General features: G+C 58.7%; 11 protein-coding genes. 5 read left to right on the forward strand and 6 right to left on the reverse strand.

Going from position 1 to position 13752, the window contains the following annotated elements:
• Position 1: 1 nt before the first annotated feature.
• Positions 2-1312, forward strand: coding sequence for a M20/M25/M40 family metallo-hydrolase (locus GO988_RS00720; protein WP_157561621.1), 1311 nt, complete (start codon positions 2-4; stop codon positions 1310-1312).
• A gap of 1 nt (position 1313) precedes the next feature.
• Here the strand turns inward: GO988_RS00720 and GO988_RS00725 are convergent, their stop codons facing one another.
• From GO988_RS00725 to GO988_RS00740, 4 genes are all read right to left on the reverse strand, one after another.
• Positions 1314-1787, reverse strand: coding sequence for an META domain-containing protein (locus tag GO988_RS00725; RefSeq protein WP_157561622.1), 474 nt, complete (start codon positions 1785-1787; stop codon positions 1314-1316).
• A 166-nt stretch (positions 1788-1953) separates the two neighbouring features.
• The gene (locus tag GO988_RS00730; RefSeq protein ID WP_157561623.1) at positions 1954-2796 is read right to left on the reverse strand and encodes a transporter; all 843 of its coding nucleotides are present in this window, start codon (positions 2794-2796) and stop codon (positions 1954-1956) included.
• A 225-nt stretch (positions 2797-3021) separates the two neighbouring features.
• On the reverse strand, positions 3022-5508 hold the full coding sequence (locus GO988_RS00735) for a M1 family aminopeptidase (RefSeq protein ID WP_157561624.1): 2487 nt from the start codon (positions 5506-5508) through the stop codon (positions 3022-3024).
• A 156-nt stretch (positions 5509-5664) separates the two neighbouring features.
• A complete protein-coding gene (locus GO988_RS00740; protein WP_157561625.1) occupies positions 5665-6123 on the reverse strand; it encodes a CHRD domain-containing protein in 459 nt (152 codons plus the stop codon).
• Between the two features lie 367 nt (positions 6124-6490).
• Here GO988_RS00740 and dnaK point away from each other — a divergent pair, with 367 nt between their 5' ends.
• From dnaK to GO988_RS00755, 3 genes are all read left to right on the forward strand, one after another.
• A complete protein-coding gene (gene dnaK, locus GO988_RS00745; protein ID WP_157561626.1) occupies positions 6491-8431 on the forward strand; it encodes a molecular chaperone DnaK in 1941 nt (646 codons plus the stop codon).
• 82 nt (positions 8432-8513) lie between these two features.
• Entirely contained in the window at positions 8514-9296 is a 783-nt protein-coding gene (locus GO988_RS00750; RefSeq protein WP_157561627.1) for a hypothetical protein, read from the forward strand.
• A gap of 635 nt (positions 9297-9931) precedes the next feature.
• On the forward strand, positions 9932-10564 hold the full coding sequence (locus GO988_RS00755) for an LEA type 2 family protein (RefSeq protein WP_157561628.1): 633 nt from the start codon (positions 9932-9934) through the stop codon (positions 10562-10564).
• 133 nt (positions 10565-10697) lie between these two features.
• On the opposite strand, the gene GO988_RS00760 is transcribed toward GO988_RS00755, so the two are convergent.
• Entirely contained in the window at positions 10698-11798 is a 1101-nt protein-coding gene (locus GO988_RS00760) for an endonuclease/exonuclease/phosphatase family protein (RefSeq protein ID WP_198172451.1), read from the reverse strand.
• Between the two features lie 134 nt (positions 11799-11932).
• On the opposite strand from GO988_RS00760, the gene GO988_RS00765 reads away from it, so the two are divergent.
• Positions 11933-12547, forward strand: coding sequence for a MarC family protein (locus GO988_RS00765; RefSeq protein WP_157561629.1), 615 nt, complete (start codon positions 11933-11935; stop codon positions 12545-12547).
• Between the two features lie 128 nt (positions 12548-12675).
• On the opposite strand, the gene GO988_RS00770 is transcribed toward GO988_RS00765, so the two are convergent.
• Positions 12676-13710, reverse strand: coding sequence for a PorP/SprF family type IX secretion system membrane protein (locus tag GO988_RS00770; RefSeq protein WP_317164758.1), 1035 nt, complete (start codon positions 13708-13710; stop codon positions 12676-12678).
• Positions 13711-13752 lie beyond the last annotated feature (42 nt).

Here is a 13752-nt window from a genome sequence, read left to right on the forward strand (position 1 = left end):
TATGCGTATTTTATGGATGGCGTGCGCGCTGCTAACCAGCGCCGCGCCTGCAATTGCCCAAACCAAAGCGGCCGTTTCGGGCGCCACGGTGGAGCGGGTGCTCACGACCCTGGCGGCCGACGATATGCAGGGCCGCGCTACCGCCCAGCCCGGCCAATTGAAGGCCGCCGAATTTCTGGCTGGCGAGTTCACGCGCATTGGCTTGCAGCCGCTGCCCGGTGCCACGGGCTTCATGCAGGAGTTTCCGGCCTACCAATCGGCGGTGACAAGCCTGGCCGTAACGCTGAATGGCGCCGCCGTACCCGCGGGCCGCGCCGTAGCCCTTACCACGCAGCCGCAGCTGAACTGGACTGAGAAAGACAGCGTGCACGTGCTGCTGCTGGGCTCGCAGGATAAGGTGCAGGCGCATTACCGAGAGATTTTTCGGCCCACTAAGAATACGCTGGTCGTGTTTGACCCCGCGCAGGCCACGGCTTTTCAGTCGTTGGCTAGCCGGTTTAAAGAGCCGCAGCTGCGGGCCGAGCAGGGGGGTAGCCCCTACGCGAGCGTGTTGGTGCTGGCCAGTGCGCCGGTACCACCCAGCCCAACGTTTCAGGTGGTGGCCAGCGCGGCCACCAAATCCATAACGCTGCGCAACGTGGTGGGCTACCTGCCCGGCCGAGACAAGGCACGCGCCGCCGAAAAAGTCATTTTTTCGGGCCACTACGACCATTTGGGCATTATCAAGCCGGTAGTAAATGGCGATTCTATTGCCAACGGGGCCGACGACGATGCCAGCGGCACTACGGCGGTAGTGGCGCTAGCCGAGTATTTTAAGAAGCGCCGCGATAATGCCCGCCCGCTAATTTTTGTGGCCTTTACGGCGGAGGAAATCGGTGGTTTTGGTGCACGCTACTTCTCGCAGCAACTCGACCCCAAGCAGCTGACGGCCATGTTTAATATCGAGATGATTGGCAAGCCCGCCAAGTTTGGCCCCAACACGGCGTTCATCACGGGGTATGAGAAATCCGATTTTGGCTCGCTGCTACAAGCCAATCTAAAGGGGACCGAATTTAGATTCGAGCCTGACCCGTATCCCGAGCAAAACCTTTTCTACCGCTCCGACAATGCTACCCTGGCCCGGCTGGGCGTGCCAGCGCATACCATCAGTACCGACCAAATTCCGACCGATAAACTCTACCACAGTGTCGATGACGAAGTAAGCAGCCTGGACGTCAAGAATATGACAGCCGTTATTTCGGCCATTGCCCGCAGTGCACAAGGTATTGTGGCGGGCACGCAAACGCCCACCCGCGTAGCCCCCGAAAAGTAGCTTAGCGCAAATACACGGCCTCTAGCTGCGCCAGTGGCGTGCCAGTGCGTTCGGCATCGGCATAGAGCAGCAGCGTATTGCCCGCTACTCGGTAGGCACGTGTAGAGTCTAGGGCTTGTGTAAACTTCTGCTCAGTTTCCAGGCCTGGGCAGGCCATGCGCGTGCTCAGCAGCGGGCCAAATTGCAGCTCACCGTCGTTGGTAACTGGCTTTAGGCCACCCCGAAAATGGTTGCAGCTACCTTGGCCCTCGGCCGTGCCCGCGCCAGTAATGCGCAGAAAAGGTTCTTGGCCATTGGGCTCTACGGCGGGCACGGGCTGGCCAGCTAGCTGCCGCAGTACCCAACGGGTTTCGCGCAGCGGCGCATCGGGTGTAATGGAGCTAACCATCGGGGCCGAGTTACCGCGCTCGGTGGTGCGCTGGCACGCGGCACCAACTAGTAACAGACAAGGAAGAGCAAAAAAAAGGGAGCGCATAGGTAATAGCTGTTTCTAAAAAGGCCGGTCCGCTACTATACGTTGCGAGCCGGCCTAGAGTAGCAGAAATTAACCTGAAAATTATTTAAGTCAACGGCCAAGCTGCGTTATTCTCCTTGCCGAGCCGAGCTATATACCTGTACTTAAGCTTGGTAATTAAGTGAAATTAGTTGCCGCCCACCCGGAAAGCCAGCCCTACCCCCACTGTAGTAGCCCCGGCCTGCACACCGCCCAGCACCTTGCCCACCGTGGCATCGAAGCGCAGGCCGGTCCAGGGGCGGTAGTAGAGGCCAGCCGTGCCGCCGGTAGTTAGCTGGTCGCGGCCCCGGCCGTAGGCCTCCACAAAGTAGCCAGATTTATCGGTGAGGGGAGCTGTAAGGGCCAGCGAGCCAAGGTATTGGCCGCGCAAGGCATCGGCCATGGTGAGGCCCTGCTGGCTAAAGCCAAAGTTGCCCTCTAGGGCGGCTCGGCGGCCTAGCTGCTGGCTCACCAGCAGGCGCCCGCCAGGGGCCCAGGTGCTGCGGCGCAGGCCATTGGTGCCGGTGTGGGGGAGGGCCACTTCAGCCAAAAGGGCAACTTGGAAGCGGCTAGCCCGGTCGGGGGTTAGCATCAGCTTGGTGCCTACGGTGAGCGGCGCCCAGCCCACCGAATCGGGGCGCAACGTGGGGCTCTCGCCGCTTAGCTGGGGTAGGCCCGGCGTACCAAACACGTAGCCCTGGCTTACTCGAAACTCCATGCTGTTGAAGAACCCGATGCGTAGCAGCGCCGCAGTGCTGCTAAGCCCTACCCCCCCGCCAGACGAGTAGCGCTGCCAGCCGGTTTCGAGCTGAAACTGACCCGGCCGCAGCACCCCGGCCGTGATGGTCTGGCCGGGCCGGTCGGGCCGCACGTGCTGCACAAAGGGCGCGTCGGCGTTGTCGTTGTTTTCTTCCGGCGTGTTTTGGGCCAGGGCGGGGGTGAGGTGGCCTGCGAGCAGGGCCGCCAGCACCAGCGGAGTGGTCTTGCGCATAGGTATCCCGACACGCAACCCGCGGGAATGGTTCAACGTAGCGTCCAGCTTTTTTGGCACAGCCTAAGCCGAACAACTAGCAAAACCAAAAAAGAACGTCCTGCTGGGCAAAGCGAAGCATCTCAATCAAATCGCTAGAATACTGTTCTAACGACCCGAGCGAGATGCTTCGCTTTGCCCAGCAAGACGTTCTTTTTAATACAAACGGCCTTGCCTTCCCTGCCCCTACTTGGCGGCCTGAATAGCCTGCACGGCCGCCGCTATAGTCGCTTGGTTTTGGGCGGCGTTGGGCTTGCCGCTTTGGGCCGCGGACACATTTTGCAGGGCAGCTACAATGCCTTTGTCCATGCCGCGCGCCTTAAACTGCGAGGAGGAAGCCAGCTTCTGGAGGCGGTCCACATCTTCGGCAAAGGCAGTGGGGTCGTCGAGTCGGTTCAGCATTGCCAGCATCGGCTGCATCAGGCCGTAGCGGCTGCGGCCCGAGGCGGCATCGTAAGCAGTGCGCACGTAGGGCCACTGCGCGGCGCCACCCTGGCGGGCATACGTGGCCGTGATGGCCGGTGCCAAGTGTGCATCGGGCTCAAACGTCTTAGCGCGCGCCAGCGCCGCAGCCGGGCTGATTTCGCCCAGGGCTTGCAAAGCTGCGCCCTGCACCCCGTACGACTGGCTGCTGAGGGCGGCCGTCAGCACTTTCTCGTCCTTTTTGTCTTTGAGCATCCCTAAGGCTACCAAAGCCGCGGCGCGCACGTGGTTTTCAGTTTCGGTAGTGGCTAGCTGCCGTAAGATGGGCGCCGCGGCCTTGGCCACGTCCTTGTTATCCAGCTTCAGGCCCTGAATGGCCGTAATGCGCAGTTGGTAATACTTGTCTTTGAGGGCTGCCAGCACTACGGCGCGGGCGGCGGGATTAGTCGTCTGCTGGGCCAGGGCAGCATCCACGGCCTCGCGGCGGTCCACAAATAGCGGCGCGTGGCTGTACTGATATAGGTACTCGGCCAGCGGCTTGTTGTCGGTTTTTTGCCAGAGCGTGAATTTCTCGGCGTCCACGTTTACCAGCGTCGGCCGGGTGGCGAGGGGTAGGGAGAACGTTTGCGTAGCCTGCGTCATGGTCACGCGCTGGCGCTGGGCTTTGCCATTCACATAATAGTCGATGGCCAGCGGCAACTGAAATACCTGGCCCGCCTGCGTCTGCTTGATGGTAACGCTCTGGGTTTTGGTGCCCGCGTCCCAGCCGTAGTCAATCGTCACTACCGGGTGGCCGCTGTTGAAGTACCACTGGTTGTAGAACCAGTTCAGGTCTTGGCCCGATACAGCTTCCATGGCCAGGCGCATCTGGTGGGCTTCGCCGTTGCCGAATTTATTGTCAGTCAAATACTTCTGCAAGCCCGCGAAGAATACATCGTCGCCCAAGTAGGTGCGGAGCATCTGCACAATGGCGCCGCCTTTCTGGTAGCTCACTAGGTCGAATACGTCCTCTTGGCTGTTGTAGTGGAAGCGCACCAGGTTTTTGCCCGCGTCGCGGGGGCTGGCCAGGTAAGCACGCAAGTAGCGGTAGTTGTGGGCATCGGCGGCGTCTTGGCCGTACTTGTGCTGGGCGTAGAGCGCCTCCGAAAAGTCGGCCATCGACTCATTCACGGTGATGTTCGACCACGATTCGGCCGTCACGTAGTCGCCAAACCACTGGTGAAATAGCTCGTGCGCAATCACCGACTCGCCCGAGTATTCGCGGTCTAGCAACTCGCGGTCCGTCAGTTGCACCTGCTCGCCGTGCAGCGTGGCGCTGGTGTTTTCCATGGCGCCGCTCACGTAGTCGCGGGCCACAATCTGGGCGTATTTATTCCACGGATATTCGACGCCCAGGCGCTGGCTGAAAAACTCCAGCATGTCGGGCGTGTTGCCAAAAATCTGCTTGGCAAAGGGCGCGTACTTGGGCTCCAGGTAATAATTAACTTCCTTATTGCGCCAGGTGTCCTTGTAGATTTTGAAATCGCCTACCGCCATCATAAACAGGTAGGGCGAGTGGGCGAGCTCCATTTTCCAGGTGTCGGTGCGCAGGCCAGGGCCGGCGGGCGTCTGGCTCACGAGGCGGCCGTTGCTGAGGGTGGTGTACTTGGCCGGCACCGTCATAGCGATTTCCTCGGTCGTCTTCTGGTTGGGCCGGTCGATGGTCGGAAACCAGGCCGACGAGCCTTCCGTTTCGCCCTGCGTCCACACCTGCACCGGCTTGCCCTTCACGGTGCTGTCGGGGTTGATGAAATACAGGCCCTTGGCATCCGTGATGGCGGCCGAGCCCTGCACCTTCAGTTCGTCGGGCTTCGAGGTGTACTCGATATAAATAACGTATTCCTCGTCAGGCTTAAAGCTGCGGCCCAGGTTGATGCGCAGGTTCATTTTATCCGAGTAGTCGTATTTGAGCGGCTGCTGGGCACCGCCGCTCATCATGGCTACCGTTTTGATATCCATGCCCTTGGCATCGAGGCGCAGCGAATCGGTGGCGTAGGCGTGGGGCTTCAGCGTTACCCATTCCTGGCCGTAGAGGTAGTGCTTGGCGTAGTCGAAGCGTACGGCCAGCTTGGTGTGCACCAGGTCGCTGACCTTGGTAGAGGATGGCCGGTAGGGCGAGTCGGGCGCGGCGGTGGGGGTAGTAGGAGCCTGGGCCTGAGCCGTTAGGGCGAGCAACAGGCAGCCCGGCAACGCGGCAGAAAAAAACTTCATGAGTAAGCGAAAAATCGGAAAAGTCGGGTACGTGAGGGCAAGGACGCCCTACCCCGCCTCAAAGTTGCTACCCCCGACCCAGATTAAAACGCAACGAGCCGGCCGCTGGGGTAGCGACCGGCTCGGTAACCAGGTAGAATGAGCGGACTGCCGTGGTTATTTCACCACCACGTTGCCCCGGATTTCACCGTTGCCATTGGCCGTCGTGTGCAGGTTCACGTACATGCCGCCGCCGCTGGCTAGTAGCGCATCAGCCTGCGTGGTGCTCAGCGTAACGGTGCCCGTGATGGGCGACGTAGCCACGTTGGTGAACGCAATAGACACCGGGCCGCTGGCCACCGTGGGGCCACCCAAGTGCAAGTGCCCGCCCGTAGGAGCCGACGATAACCCCGCGTACGTAACAGCATAGGTGAGTACCCGCGTGCTCGTGTCGTAGGTGCCCGTCATGGCACCGGTGGCCGACGTGGTAACGGCCGGAATCTCTTGGGCGCCCGTCAGGCTGCTTGATACCTGCATGGTTGTGGACACCGCCGGGGTAGGCGTGCTGTCATCATTTTTTTTGCAAGCAGTCGTCAGGGTGAGTGCTGCCAAGGCTACGAGAAGAAGTTTCTTCATTTAAAAAGTAAAAAATTGTAAATTATGAAGTTTAGTTGAATATTTCCTAGCAAAGTAAATAGATAAACCCCACCTTAAGCGCGTTTTTGTTATAAAAACAGTGCAATCCTTGCTAAACTGTTGGTTTTTCTGGCTCAGGCTATCCACACGCTGTTGCCGCCAACCTGCTACTACGGCAGGCCTACCCCCCGCTTGCGGTGCCAGGCGCCGCCGGGCTGGCAGGTGCGCCACCAAAGGGGGGGTAGCCCCCGCCATTCTGGCAGAAAAATGCGGCTGGTACGGCCCTTGTAAGTAAGCCAGCAGCGGCGCCTAGCTGCTACCCCAACCCGAACACCTCCTTACTTTTAAACTTCATCACCCTAGTATCATGGGCAAAATCATCGGTATTGACTTAGGCACTACCAACTCGTGCGTCGCTGTAATGGAAGGCAACGAGCCGGTCGTTATCCCCAACTCCGAGGGCCGCCGCACTACCCCGTCGATTGTCGCTTTCCTAGACAACGGCAAGGGCGAGCGCAAGGTGGGCGACCCGGCTAAGCGCCAGGCCGTTACCAACCCCAAAAATACCATTGCCAGCATCAAGCGCTTTATGGGCCGCCACTTCAATGAGGTGACTGCCGAAAGCAAGTACGTGGCCTACGACGTAGTGCCCGGCCCCAACAATACGGTGGCCGTTAAAATTGGCGACCGCAACTACACGCCGCAGGAAATCTCGGCGATGGTGCTGCAAAAAATGAAGCAGACGGCCGAAGACTACCTCGGTACGACTGTGACCGAAGCCGTTATCACGGTGCCGGCTTACTTCAACGACGCCCAGCGCCAGGCTACGAAAGAAGCCGGTGCCATTGCGGGCCTCGATGTAAAACGCATTATCAACGAGCCTACGGCCGCTGCTTTGGCCTACGGCCTCGACAAGAAGCATAAAGACCAGAAAATCGCTGTGTATGACCTCGGTGGCGGTACGTTCGATATTTCCATCCTCGAGCTGGGCGATGGCGTGTTTGAAGTACTGAGCACCAACGGGGATACGCACTTGGGCGGTGACGACTTCGACCAAGTTATTATCAACTTCCTGGCCGACCAGTTTAAGTCGGAAAATGAAGGCCTCGACCTGCGCAATGACCCCATGGCCCTCCAGCGCTTGAAAGAAGCCGCTGAAAAGGCTAAAGTAGAGCTTTCGAGCTCAAACGAGACCGAAATCAACCTGCCTTACATCACGGCTACCGCCTCGGGCCCTAAGCACTTAGTAGTAAAACTGAGCCGGGCCAAGTTTGAGCAATTGAGCGATGAGCTGGTGCGCCGTTCGATGGAGCCCTGCAAAAAAGCGCTCCAAGATGCTGGCTTGTCGGCCTCGCAAATCGACGAGGTTATCCTCGTAGGTGGTTCGACCCGCATTCCGCGCATCCAGGAAGAGGTAGAGAAGTTCTTCGGCAAGAAGCCTTCGAAAGGTGTAAACCCCGACGAAGTAGTGGCCATCGGCGCGGCTATCCAAGGCGGTGTGCTCACCGGCGAAGTAAAAGACGTGCTGCTGCTCGACGTAACCCCGCTCTCGCTGGGCATTGAGACGATGGGCGGCGTGATGACCAAACTCATCGAGTCGAATACCACTATCCCGACCAAGAAATCGGAAACCTTCTCGACGGCTTCGGACTCGCAGCCTTCGGTAGAAATCCACGTGCTGCAAGGCGAGCGCCCACTGGCCGGCCAAAACCGCACCATCGGCAAGTTTCACCTCGACAGCATTCCGCCCGCACCCCGCGGCGTACCGCAAATTGAGGTAACGTTCGACATCGACGCCAACGGCATCCTGAACGTAACGGCGAAGGACAAAGGCACCGGCAAAGAGCAAAAAATTCGCATCGAAGCTAGCTCGGGCCTTTCGGAGCAGGACATCGAGCGCATGCGCAACGAGGCTACTGCCAACGCCGACGCCGACAAAGCTGAAGCTGAGCGCATTAAGAAGGTGAACGACGCTGACTCGCTCATTTTTCAGACTGAGAAGCAACTCAAGGAGTTTGGCGACAAGCTAAGCGACGGCAACAAAACCGCCGTAGAAGGCGCCCTCGCCGACCTCAAGAAAGCGCACGAAAGCAAAGACCTCAACAGCATCGACGCTGGCGTGGCTGCGCTGAACAAGGCGTGGGAAGCTGCTTCGCAGGAAATGTACGCGGCGGCTGGTGCCCAAGGTGGCCAGCCCGGCGGCCAAGGTTTCCCCGGCGCCGATGGCCAAGGCCAGCCGAACGGCCAGGGCCAGCCAGCCGGCGACCACGTAACGGACGTTGACTACGAAGAAGTGGATGGTAAATAGACCACGGATTTCATAGATTTTGTGGACGTGAAAAAGGGCCGAAAGCTGATGCTTTTGGCCCTTTTTTGTTTAGCTTGCGCCCATGAAAATAGGTGTGCAAATGCGCCAAAAGGTGGGGCTACTAGCCATGTTGCTGGGCGTAGCGCTGGTTACTGCTGCTCAGGATAAGCCGGCCCAGGCAGGGGCGGATGCCCTACCCCTACTAGCGTTGCCGAGGCCCGGAGCAGCAGTTGATACCAGCCGGTTTCCGGCTATTTATGCAACGGCCCTACCCCAATTGTTGCCCGCCACCCAGTGGGAGCAAGCCTATGCCACCTACGAGCGCCTGCTAACGCCGACCTTGCGCCGCACCCAAGTAGGCCTAGGCTACGTGCGCCCCGATGGCGTACGGGTGTGGACCGTCCAGCCCTCGGCCCGGCCGCACGCCCAGCTCGACACGGCCTTGCGCGTAGCCGACCCACGCCGCCTGCTGGGGCAGTGGCACGGCGTGGCGCACCGGCTAGTGGTGCACCGCGATTCCTTTCGGGTGGCCGACCAGCGATTCTACCGGAGCGCTCGCGCAATCGATATACCAGCGGGGGTAGATGCCGAGTTTACGGATAAGAAATTCAAGCTGCTAGCGCAGCAGCCGGGCCAGGTAGCGGGGCCGCAAGCCATGCAGCGCAACTATGAGCTAGTAAACCAGCGCTACCTACTGCTGCACGGGCTGCTGAAAAGCGGCGGCGGTATTATGCAAACGGGCATCGATGCCCAAGGCCACTTAATGGTGCACTATTGCGCTGTGGAGGAGCGCCGCCTACCGGGCCAATACCTGACGTATGAAACAACGATTCGGCAGATGATATTCGAGCCCGTGCGGCCCTAGCCAATCCTAACCAGCTTTAGTAGGTGAAGCTTACCAGCGCAGGCCACAGCACAACCTGCCTTGCTTGCCGGGGACCAGCTAGGTTAGCGCCAGCAGGCAACAACTGCTTTATGTAGGCCTGGAGATAAGGTGTTATAAGAAAATAGATAGCCAATAACTAGCAGCTTACTATTTTTATTTTATATGAAAAAAATAAGTTTGCACATGGTTTATAAACCGTTGTATTATAAAAATTAATAAGTCAATTTGCATGATAAAATCACGATTTTAGGCCTTATTGCTACTGTTGAGTAATTTTATTTTTGAACAATGCTTAGGAGGTGGTAGGGTTGGTGAAAGTATTTTGTATAACTTGCTTAATAATTACTAATTATTGCTTATTTGAGTCGACCTCTAATTTATCAACCACTTTGATGGTGAGCTAGAGTAGGTAGCAACTAGCTGCCTCATCTGGAAATAACCTCAACAGAAAAAGAAATAATACCACGACCACAATTTTTCCGCAGTGGAAAGTGTTGGTTACAACCGGTCGCGTCGCTTGTTCAGCGAAAAATCAGTTCCCGGCACGGTTTTTATTTCTTGCTTTGCCCATCGGTTAGTTGAAACACTTCGTAGGTCGGCTAATAAACACTGCTATGCTATTTATTCGCCGTCTTATTTGTTTGCTACCCCTACTTGGCTTGATGCTTGGCACGAGCTGCACCCTGCGCGAAACCCGCCAGGAAGGAGCCGTTAACCTAGAGCCCCGGTTTCGGGTGCGGGCTATTGATGCGGCTAGCTTGGGCTCGCTCGATGTGCTGCCGCTGCACCAGCCTGCCGACGTGGACCTACCCCGCCGCAACCAGCTGATTACCGGCTACGTGAACCGCGACTTGCCCCTGAAAATGAGCCTTAAGCTCAGCGCCTACAACCCTAATCTGGAGGAAACCGCCCTTACGGGCTTCGACTATACGGTGCTAGTAGACGGCAAAGTGCTGGGCGCCGGCCGCCTTGCCACCAACGTCGAGCTGCCTGCGCGCGACTCCGTAACTATCCCGCTCTCGTTTGCGATGAACACCTACAAGCTGCTCGGCAACGACGCCATGCCGGCTTTGCGCAACTTTGCGCTAGGCTTTGGCGAACTGCGCCGCGAGCGGGTAACGCTGCGGATTCGGCCCACGATGCGCACGCCCAAGGGCCGCCTTAGCAGCCTCATTCGGCGGCGCCCCTCCACGAGTACCGCCACTGCCGAAGCGCGCCCTACCCCAAAGCGCGCCCCTAACCTATAATATTCAAGCACTATTATCTCTACTATATCCTGCCTTCCCTATTTATACAAAAACGCCTGGCGGTAGCGCCAGGCGTTTTTTGTGAGTAAAACCGTGCAAGTCTATTAGGTGGCTCAGTATTCAGCTCAGTGCGCTAAGCAGGCTCTTCTACGGCAGCTTGGTGGATTTTCTCGCTGGCTTCGAGGCGGTCTTCGGCGTTAGGGGTTTCTAACTCTTGCTCTTGTTCTTGCCAGCCCTGAGGCTCGTAGCTTAGGCGTAGGTAGATGGGGTAGTGGTCGGAGCCGATGTGGGACAACCGCTCGATGCGCTGCAAGCGAAAATGCGCCGAATGAAACACGTGGTCGAGGGGCCAACGCAGCAGCTTATAGTCGGCGTGGAAGGTAGGCAGCAGCCCGCGCCCGATGCGTGGGTCGAGGAGCCGCGCCAGCCGCCGAAACAACTCTGAAGTATGCGACCACGCCACATCGTTGAGGTCGCCGGCCACGATGGTAGGCCCATCGTGGTGCTGAATGGCGCGGCCGACCAGCAGCAATTCGGCATCGCGCCGGGTGCTGGTTTTGGCCTCCTGCGGGGCAGGCGGCTTAGGGTGCACAAAGTGCAGCGCGGCCTGCACCCCATTGCGCAGCACCACCCGCCCGTGGAAGGACGGGATATCGGCGTCGAGCAGGTAGCGAATCTCAAAATCGACCAGCGGCAGGCGCGAAAATACCAGCATGCCGTAGGTGTTGGGCAGTGGAGCGTGGCAAGTGTAGGGGTAGTCTTTTGTGATACCCGCGAGCTGGCTCAGCCACCAGTCATCGGTTTCGACAGCTAGTACCACATCGGGCCGAAACTCGCGAATGAGCCCCAGGCAACGCGACGCATCGCGGTTGTACATCAGCACGTTGGTGACTAAAATGCTGACATGATTGGCGTCGTCGGTGGCGGGGCGCTGGCTGTCTTTCACCTGCTTGCGGTGCAGGGGCGTGTAGGGCCAGATGCGGGTGGCCTGGTAGGCCACGGCGGCCAGTACTGCCAAGCACAGGGCCAAGGTTTGGGTGGCCGTGAGGGAGGGGGTAGGCACAGCCAGCAGCAACAAGCTCAGCAGCAGCCCGGCCACAATCTGGAGGCGAGGAAAGTCGAAAACGCGAATCCACCAGGCAGTTTGGCGAAGCAGTGGGAGTAGGGTTGCTAGCAGCCCGGCCCCACTCAGCAGCAGCCCTAGGCCGTGCAGCAATAAATAAAAAGTGGACACGCAAGCAAAAGTAGGCAGGGGGATGGGTAAACTACGGCCGCGCTTATTCGGCGAGCCACGAGCCAGCCAGGCGAGTAAAAGTAGCTTTTTTAGGCAGTTACTTTCGGCCTTGCTACCCCGCCTTACCTTTGGGCATGGAAGTTTTGCTCGCTACGTTCACGACGTTGTTTTCGGTGGTTAATCCCTTTGGGGCCATGCCGGTTTTTCTGACCATGACCAGCGACGACAGCAACCGCGCGCGCACGGCTACTGCCTTGCGAGCCTGCGTGTACATGGTGGCTATTTTGTCAGTGGCATTTTTTGGGGGGCAATATATTCTTAACTTCTTTGGCATCAACATTCAGCATTTGCGCATTGCGGGCGGCATCCTGCTCATGCGCTCGGCTTTCGAGCTGCTGACGCCGGGCGCTAATCGCGACCGCGTGGGCCCCGATGCCCTCGAAGAAAGCATGCAAAAAGACGACATCAGCTTTACGCCGCTCGCCATGCCCATGCTCTCGGGGCCAGGCTCGATGGCGCTATGCATTGGCCTCATCCGGCCCACGTATGCCGACAAGGCCCTGACCGTGCTGGGGTTTGCGCTGGTGGCGCTGGCGGCCTTCGTTATTCTGGTGTCGTCGCTGCGGCTCACGCGCCTGATGGGCCGGCCCGGTATGGCAGCGCTGGCCCGCATTATGGGCTTTTTGACGCTGGCGATTGGGGTCAACTTCTTCGTGACGGCCGTGAAGGTGCTGTTCCATGTGGAGTAGCAGGGGGTAAGGCCCAAGACGTGCCTCACTTGGCGTTGCACGGTTTCCTTACCAATAATTGAGCGGCGATAAACCCTGCGCGCTACCCCCTGCCGCCATCCGAGGGGGGTAGGGTAGAACCGGCTAGCCTACCAAAACCGGTCGGGACACACGACTTTGGGCGTTTTCTTGAGCTTGATAGTAAGCAGGACTTCGTGGCTGCCCCACTGGTAAGCGGCTAGGGCGGAGGTACTAGCGTCGTAGGAGTAACTCAGGCTGCCTACGGTGCTGAAGTTGACGCCCAACATGCCCACAAAAGCATCGGAAGCGCGCCACGAGGCCCCCGCCCACAATAAATCCCGAAATTTGACCTTGGCGTTGAGGTCGAGAGCAGCGGGGGCGGGCGACATAAACTTGACGAGCACCGACGGTACTAGCGAAAAATCGTTGCTTAGGGGGAGGCGTACGCCCGCCGTAGCAAAGTAGTGGCGCTCTAGCTTGTTGCTGTATACCAGTTGGTTGGTGGGCGAGTAAGCAATATCAAGCTGATTGCCCAATAGTTGGGCCGACGACAGCCCGGCGTAGAAATCGAGGCTGTAAAGCCACGCGCCCAACGTGGCATCGGGCACCATCGACGCCTGGCTGGCGGCAATCGTATTCACGTTGTGAAACTGCAATTGCGAGCCATCGACGGCAAACTGCTGCATGCCCAGCGACACGCCCAGCGCCAGGCGCAGGGTACGCGACAGGGGCAGGTTGTACGTGTAGGAGCCGTACACGCCGGTGCGGCTGGTGGGCCCCGTCACGTCGCTGTACACGATGGCGCCCAGCGAGTGGTAGCTGCGGTGCCAGTCCTGCATCGTGCGCTTGGGCTGCGAGTGGAAGCCGCCCAGCGCCGAATTGACGCTGGCGTAGTACGTTTTGGGGGCGCCCTCCAGGCCGGTCCACTGCGTGCGGTAACTGAACTTGAGGTCGATATAGTCTTCGGTGCCCGCCACCGCGGGGTTCAGCAAGTAGTTGTTGTTCATGTACTGGCTGTACTGAGCCAGCTGCTGCGCTTGCCCTGGCCGAGCAGTCCCCGTTGCTACCCCCAGCAAAAGCAGTAACCTAAGTAGTTGTTTTCTCACAAAGCGATGCTGTTGAATAGTCTTCCGGTTAGAAAAAAATAGCCGGGCACGTGGCACACTGTCAATGGCCAGCAATAAGCTGATTGACAGTGTGCCACG

The sequence above is a fragment of the Hymenobacter ginkgonis genome (assembly GCF_009755225.1).
Taxonomy (GTDB): Bacteria; Bacteroidota; Bacteroidia; order Cytophagales; family Hymenobacteraceae; genus Hymenobacter; species Hymenobacter ginkgonis.

Bases quoted from the DNA above. Each gene is read 5' to 3' on its own strand.
- GO988_RS00740 (WP_157561625.1), bottom strand. From the start codon at position 6,123: ATGAAGAAACTTCTTCTCGTAGCCTTGGCAGCACTCACCCTGACGACT.
- GO988_RS00730 (WP_157561623.1), bottom strand. From the start codon at position 2,796: ATGCGCAAGACCACTCCGCTGGTGCTGGCGGCCCTGCTCGCAGGCCAC.
- GO988_RS00720 (WP_157561621.1), top strand. From the start codon at position 2: ATGCGTATTTTATGGATGGCGTGCGCGCTGCTAACCAGCGCCGCGCCT.
- GO988_RS00750 (WP_157561627.1), top strand. From the start codon at position 8,514: ATGAAAATAGGTGTGCAAATGCGCCAAAAGGTGGGGCTACTAGCCATG.
- GO988_RS00725 (WP_157561622.1), bottom strand. From the start codon at position 1,787: ATGCGCTCCCTTTTTTTTGCTCTTCCTTGTCTGTTACTAGTTGGTGCC.
- GO988_RS00765 (WP_157561629.1), top strand. From the start codon at position 11,933: ATGGAAGTTTTGCTCGCTACGTTCACGACGTTGTTTTCGGTGGTTAAT.
- dnaK (WP_157561626.1), top strand. From the start codon at position 6,491: ATGGGCAAAATCATCGGTATTGACTTAGGCACTACCAACTCGTGCGTC.
- GO988_RS00755 (WP_157561628.1), top strand. From the start codon at position 9,932: ATGCTATTTATTCGCCGTCTTATTTGTTTGCTACCCCTACTTGGCTTG.
- GO988_RS00735 (WP_157561624.1), bottom strand. From the start codon at position 5,508: ATGAAGTTTTTTTCTGCCGCGTTGCCGGGCTGCCTGTTGCTCGCCCTA.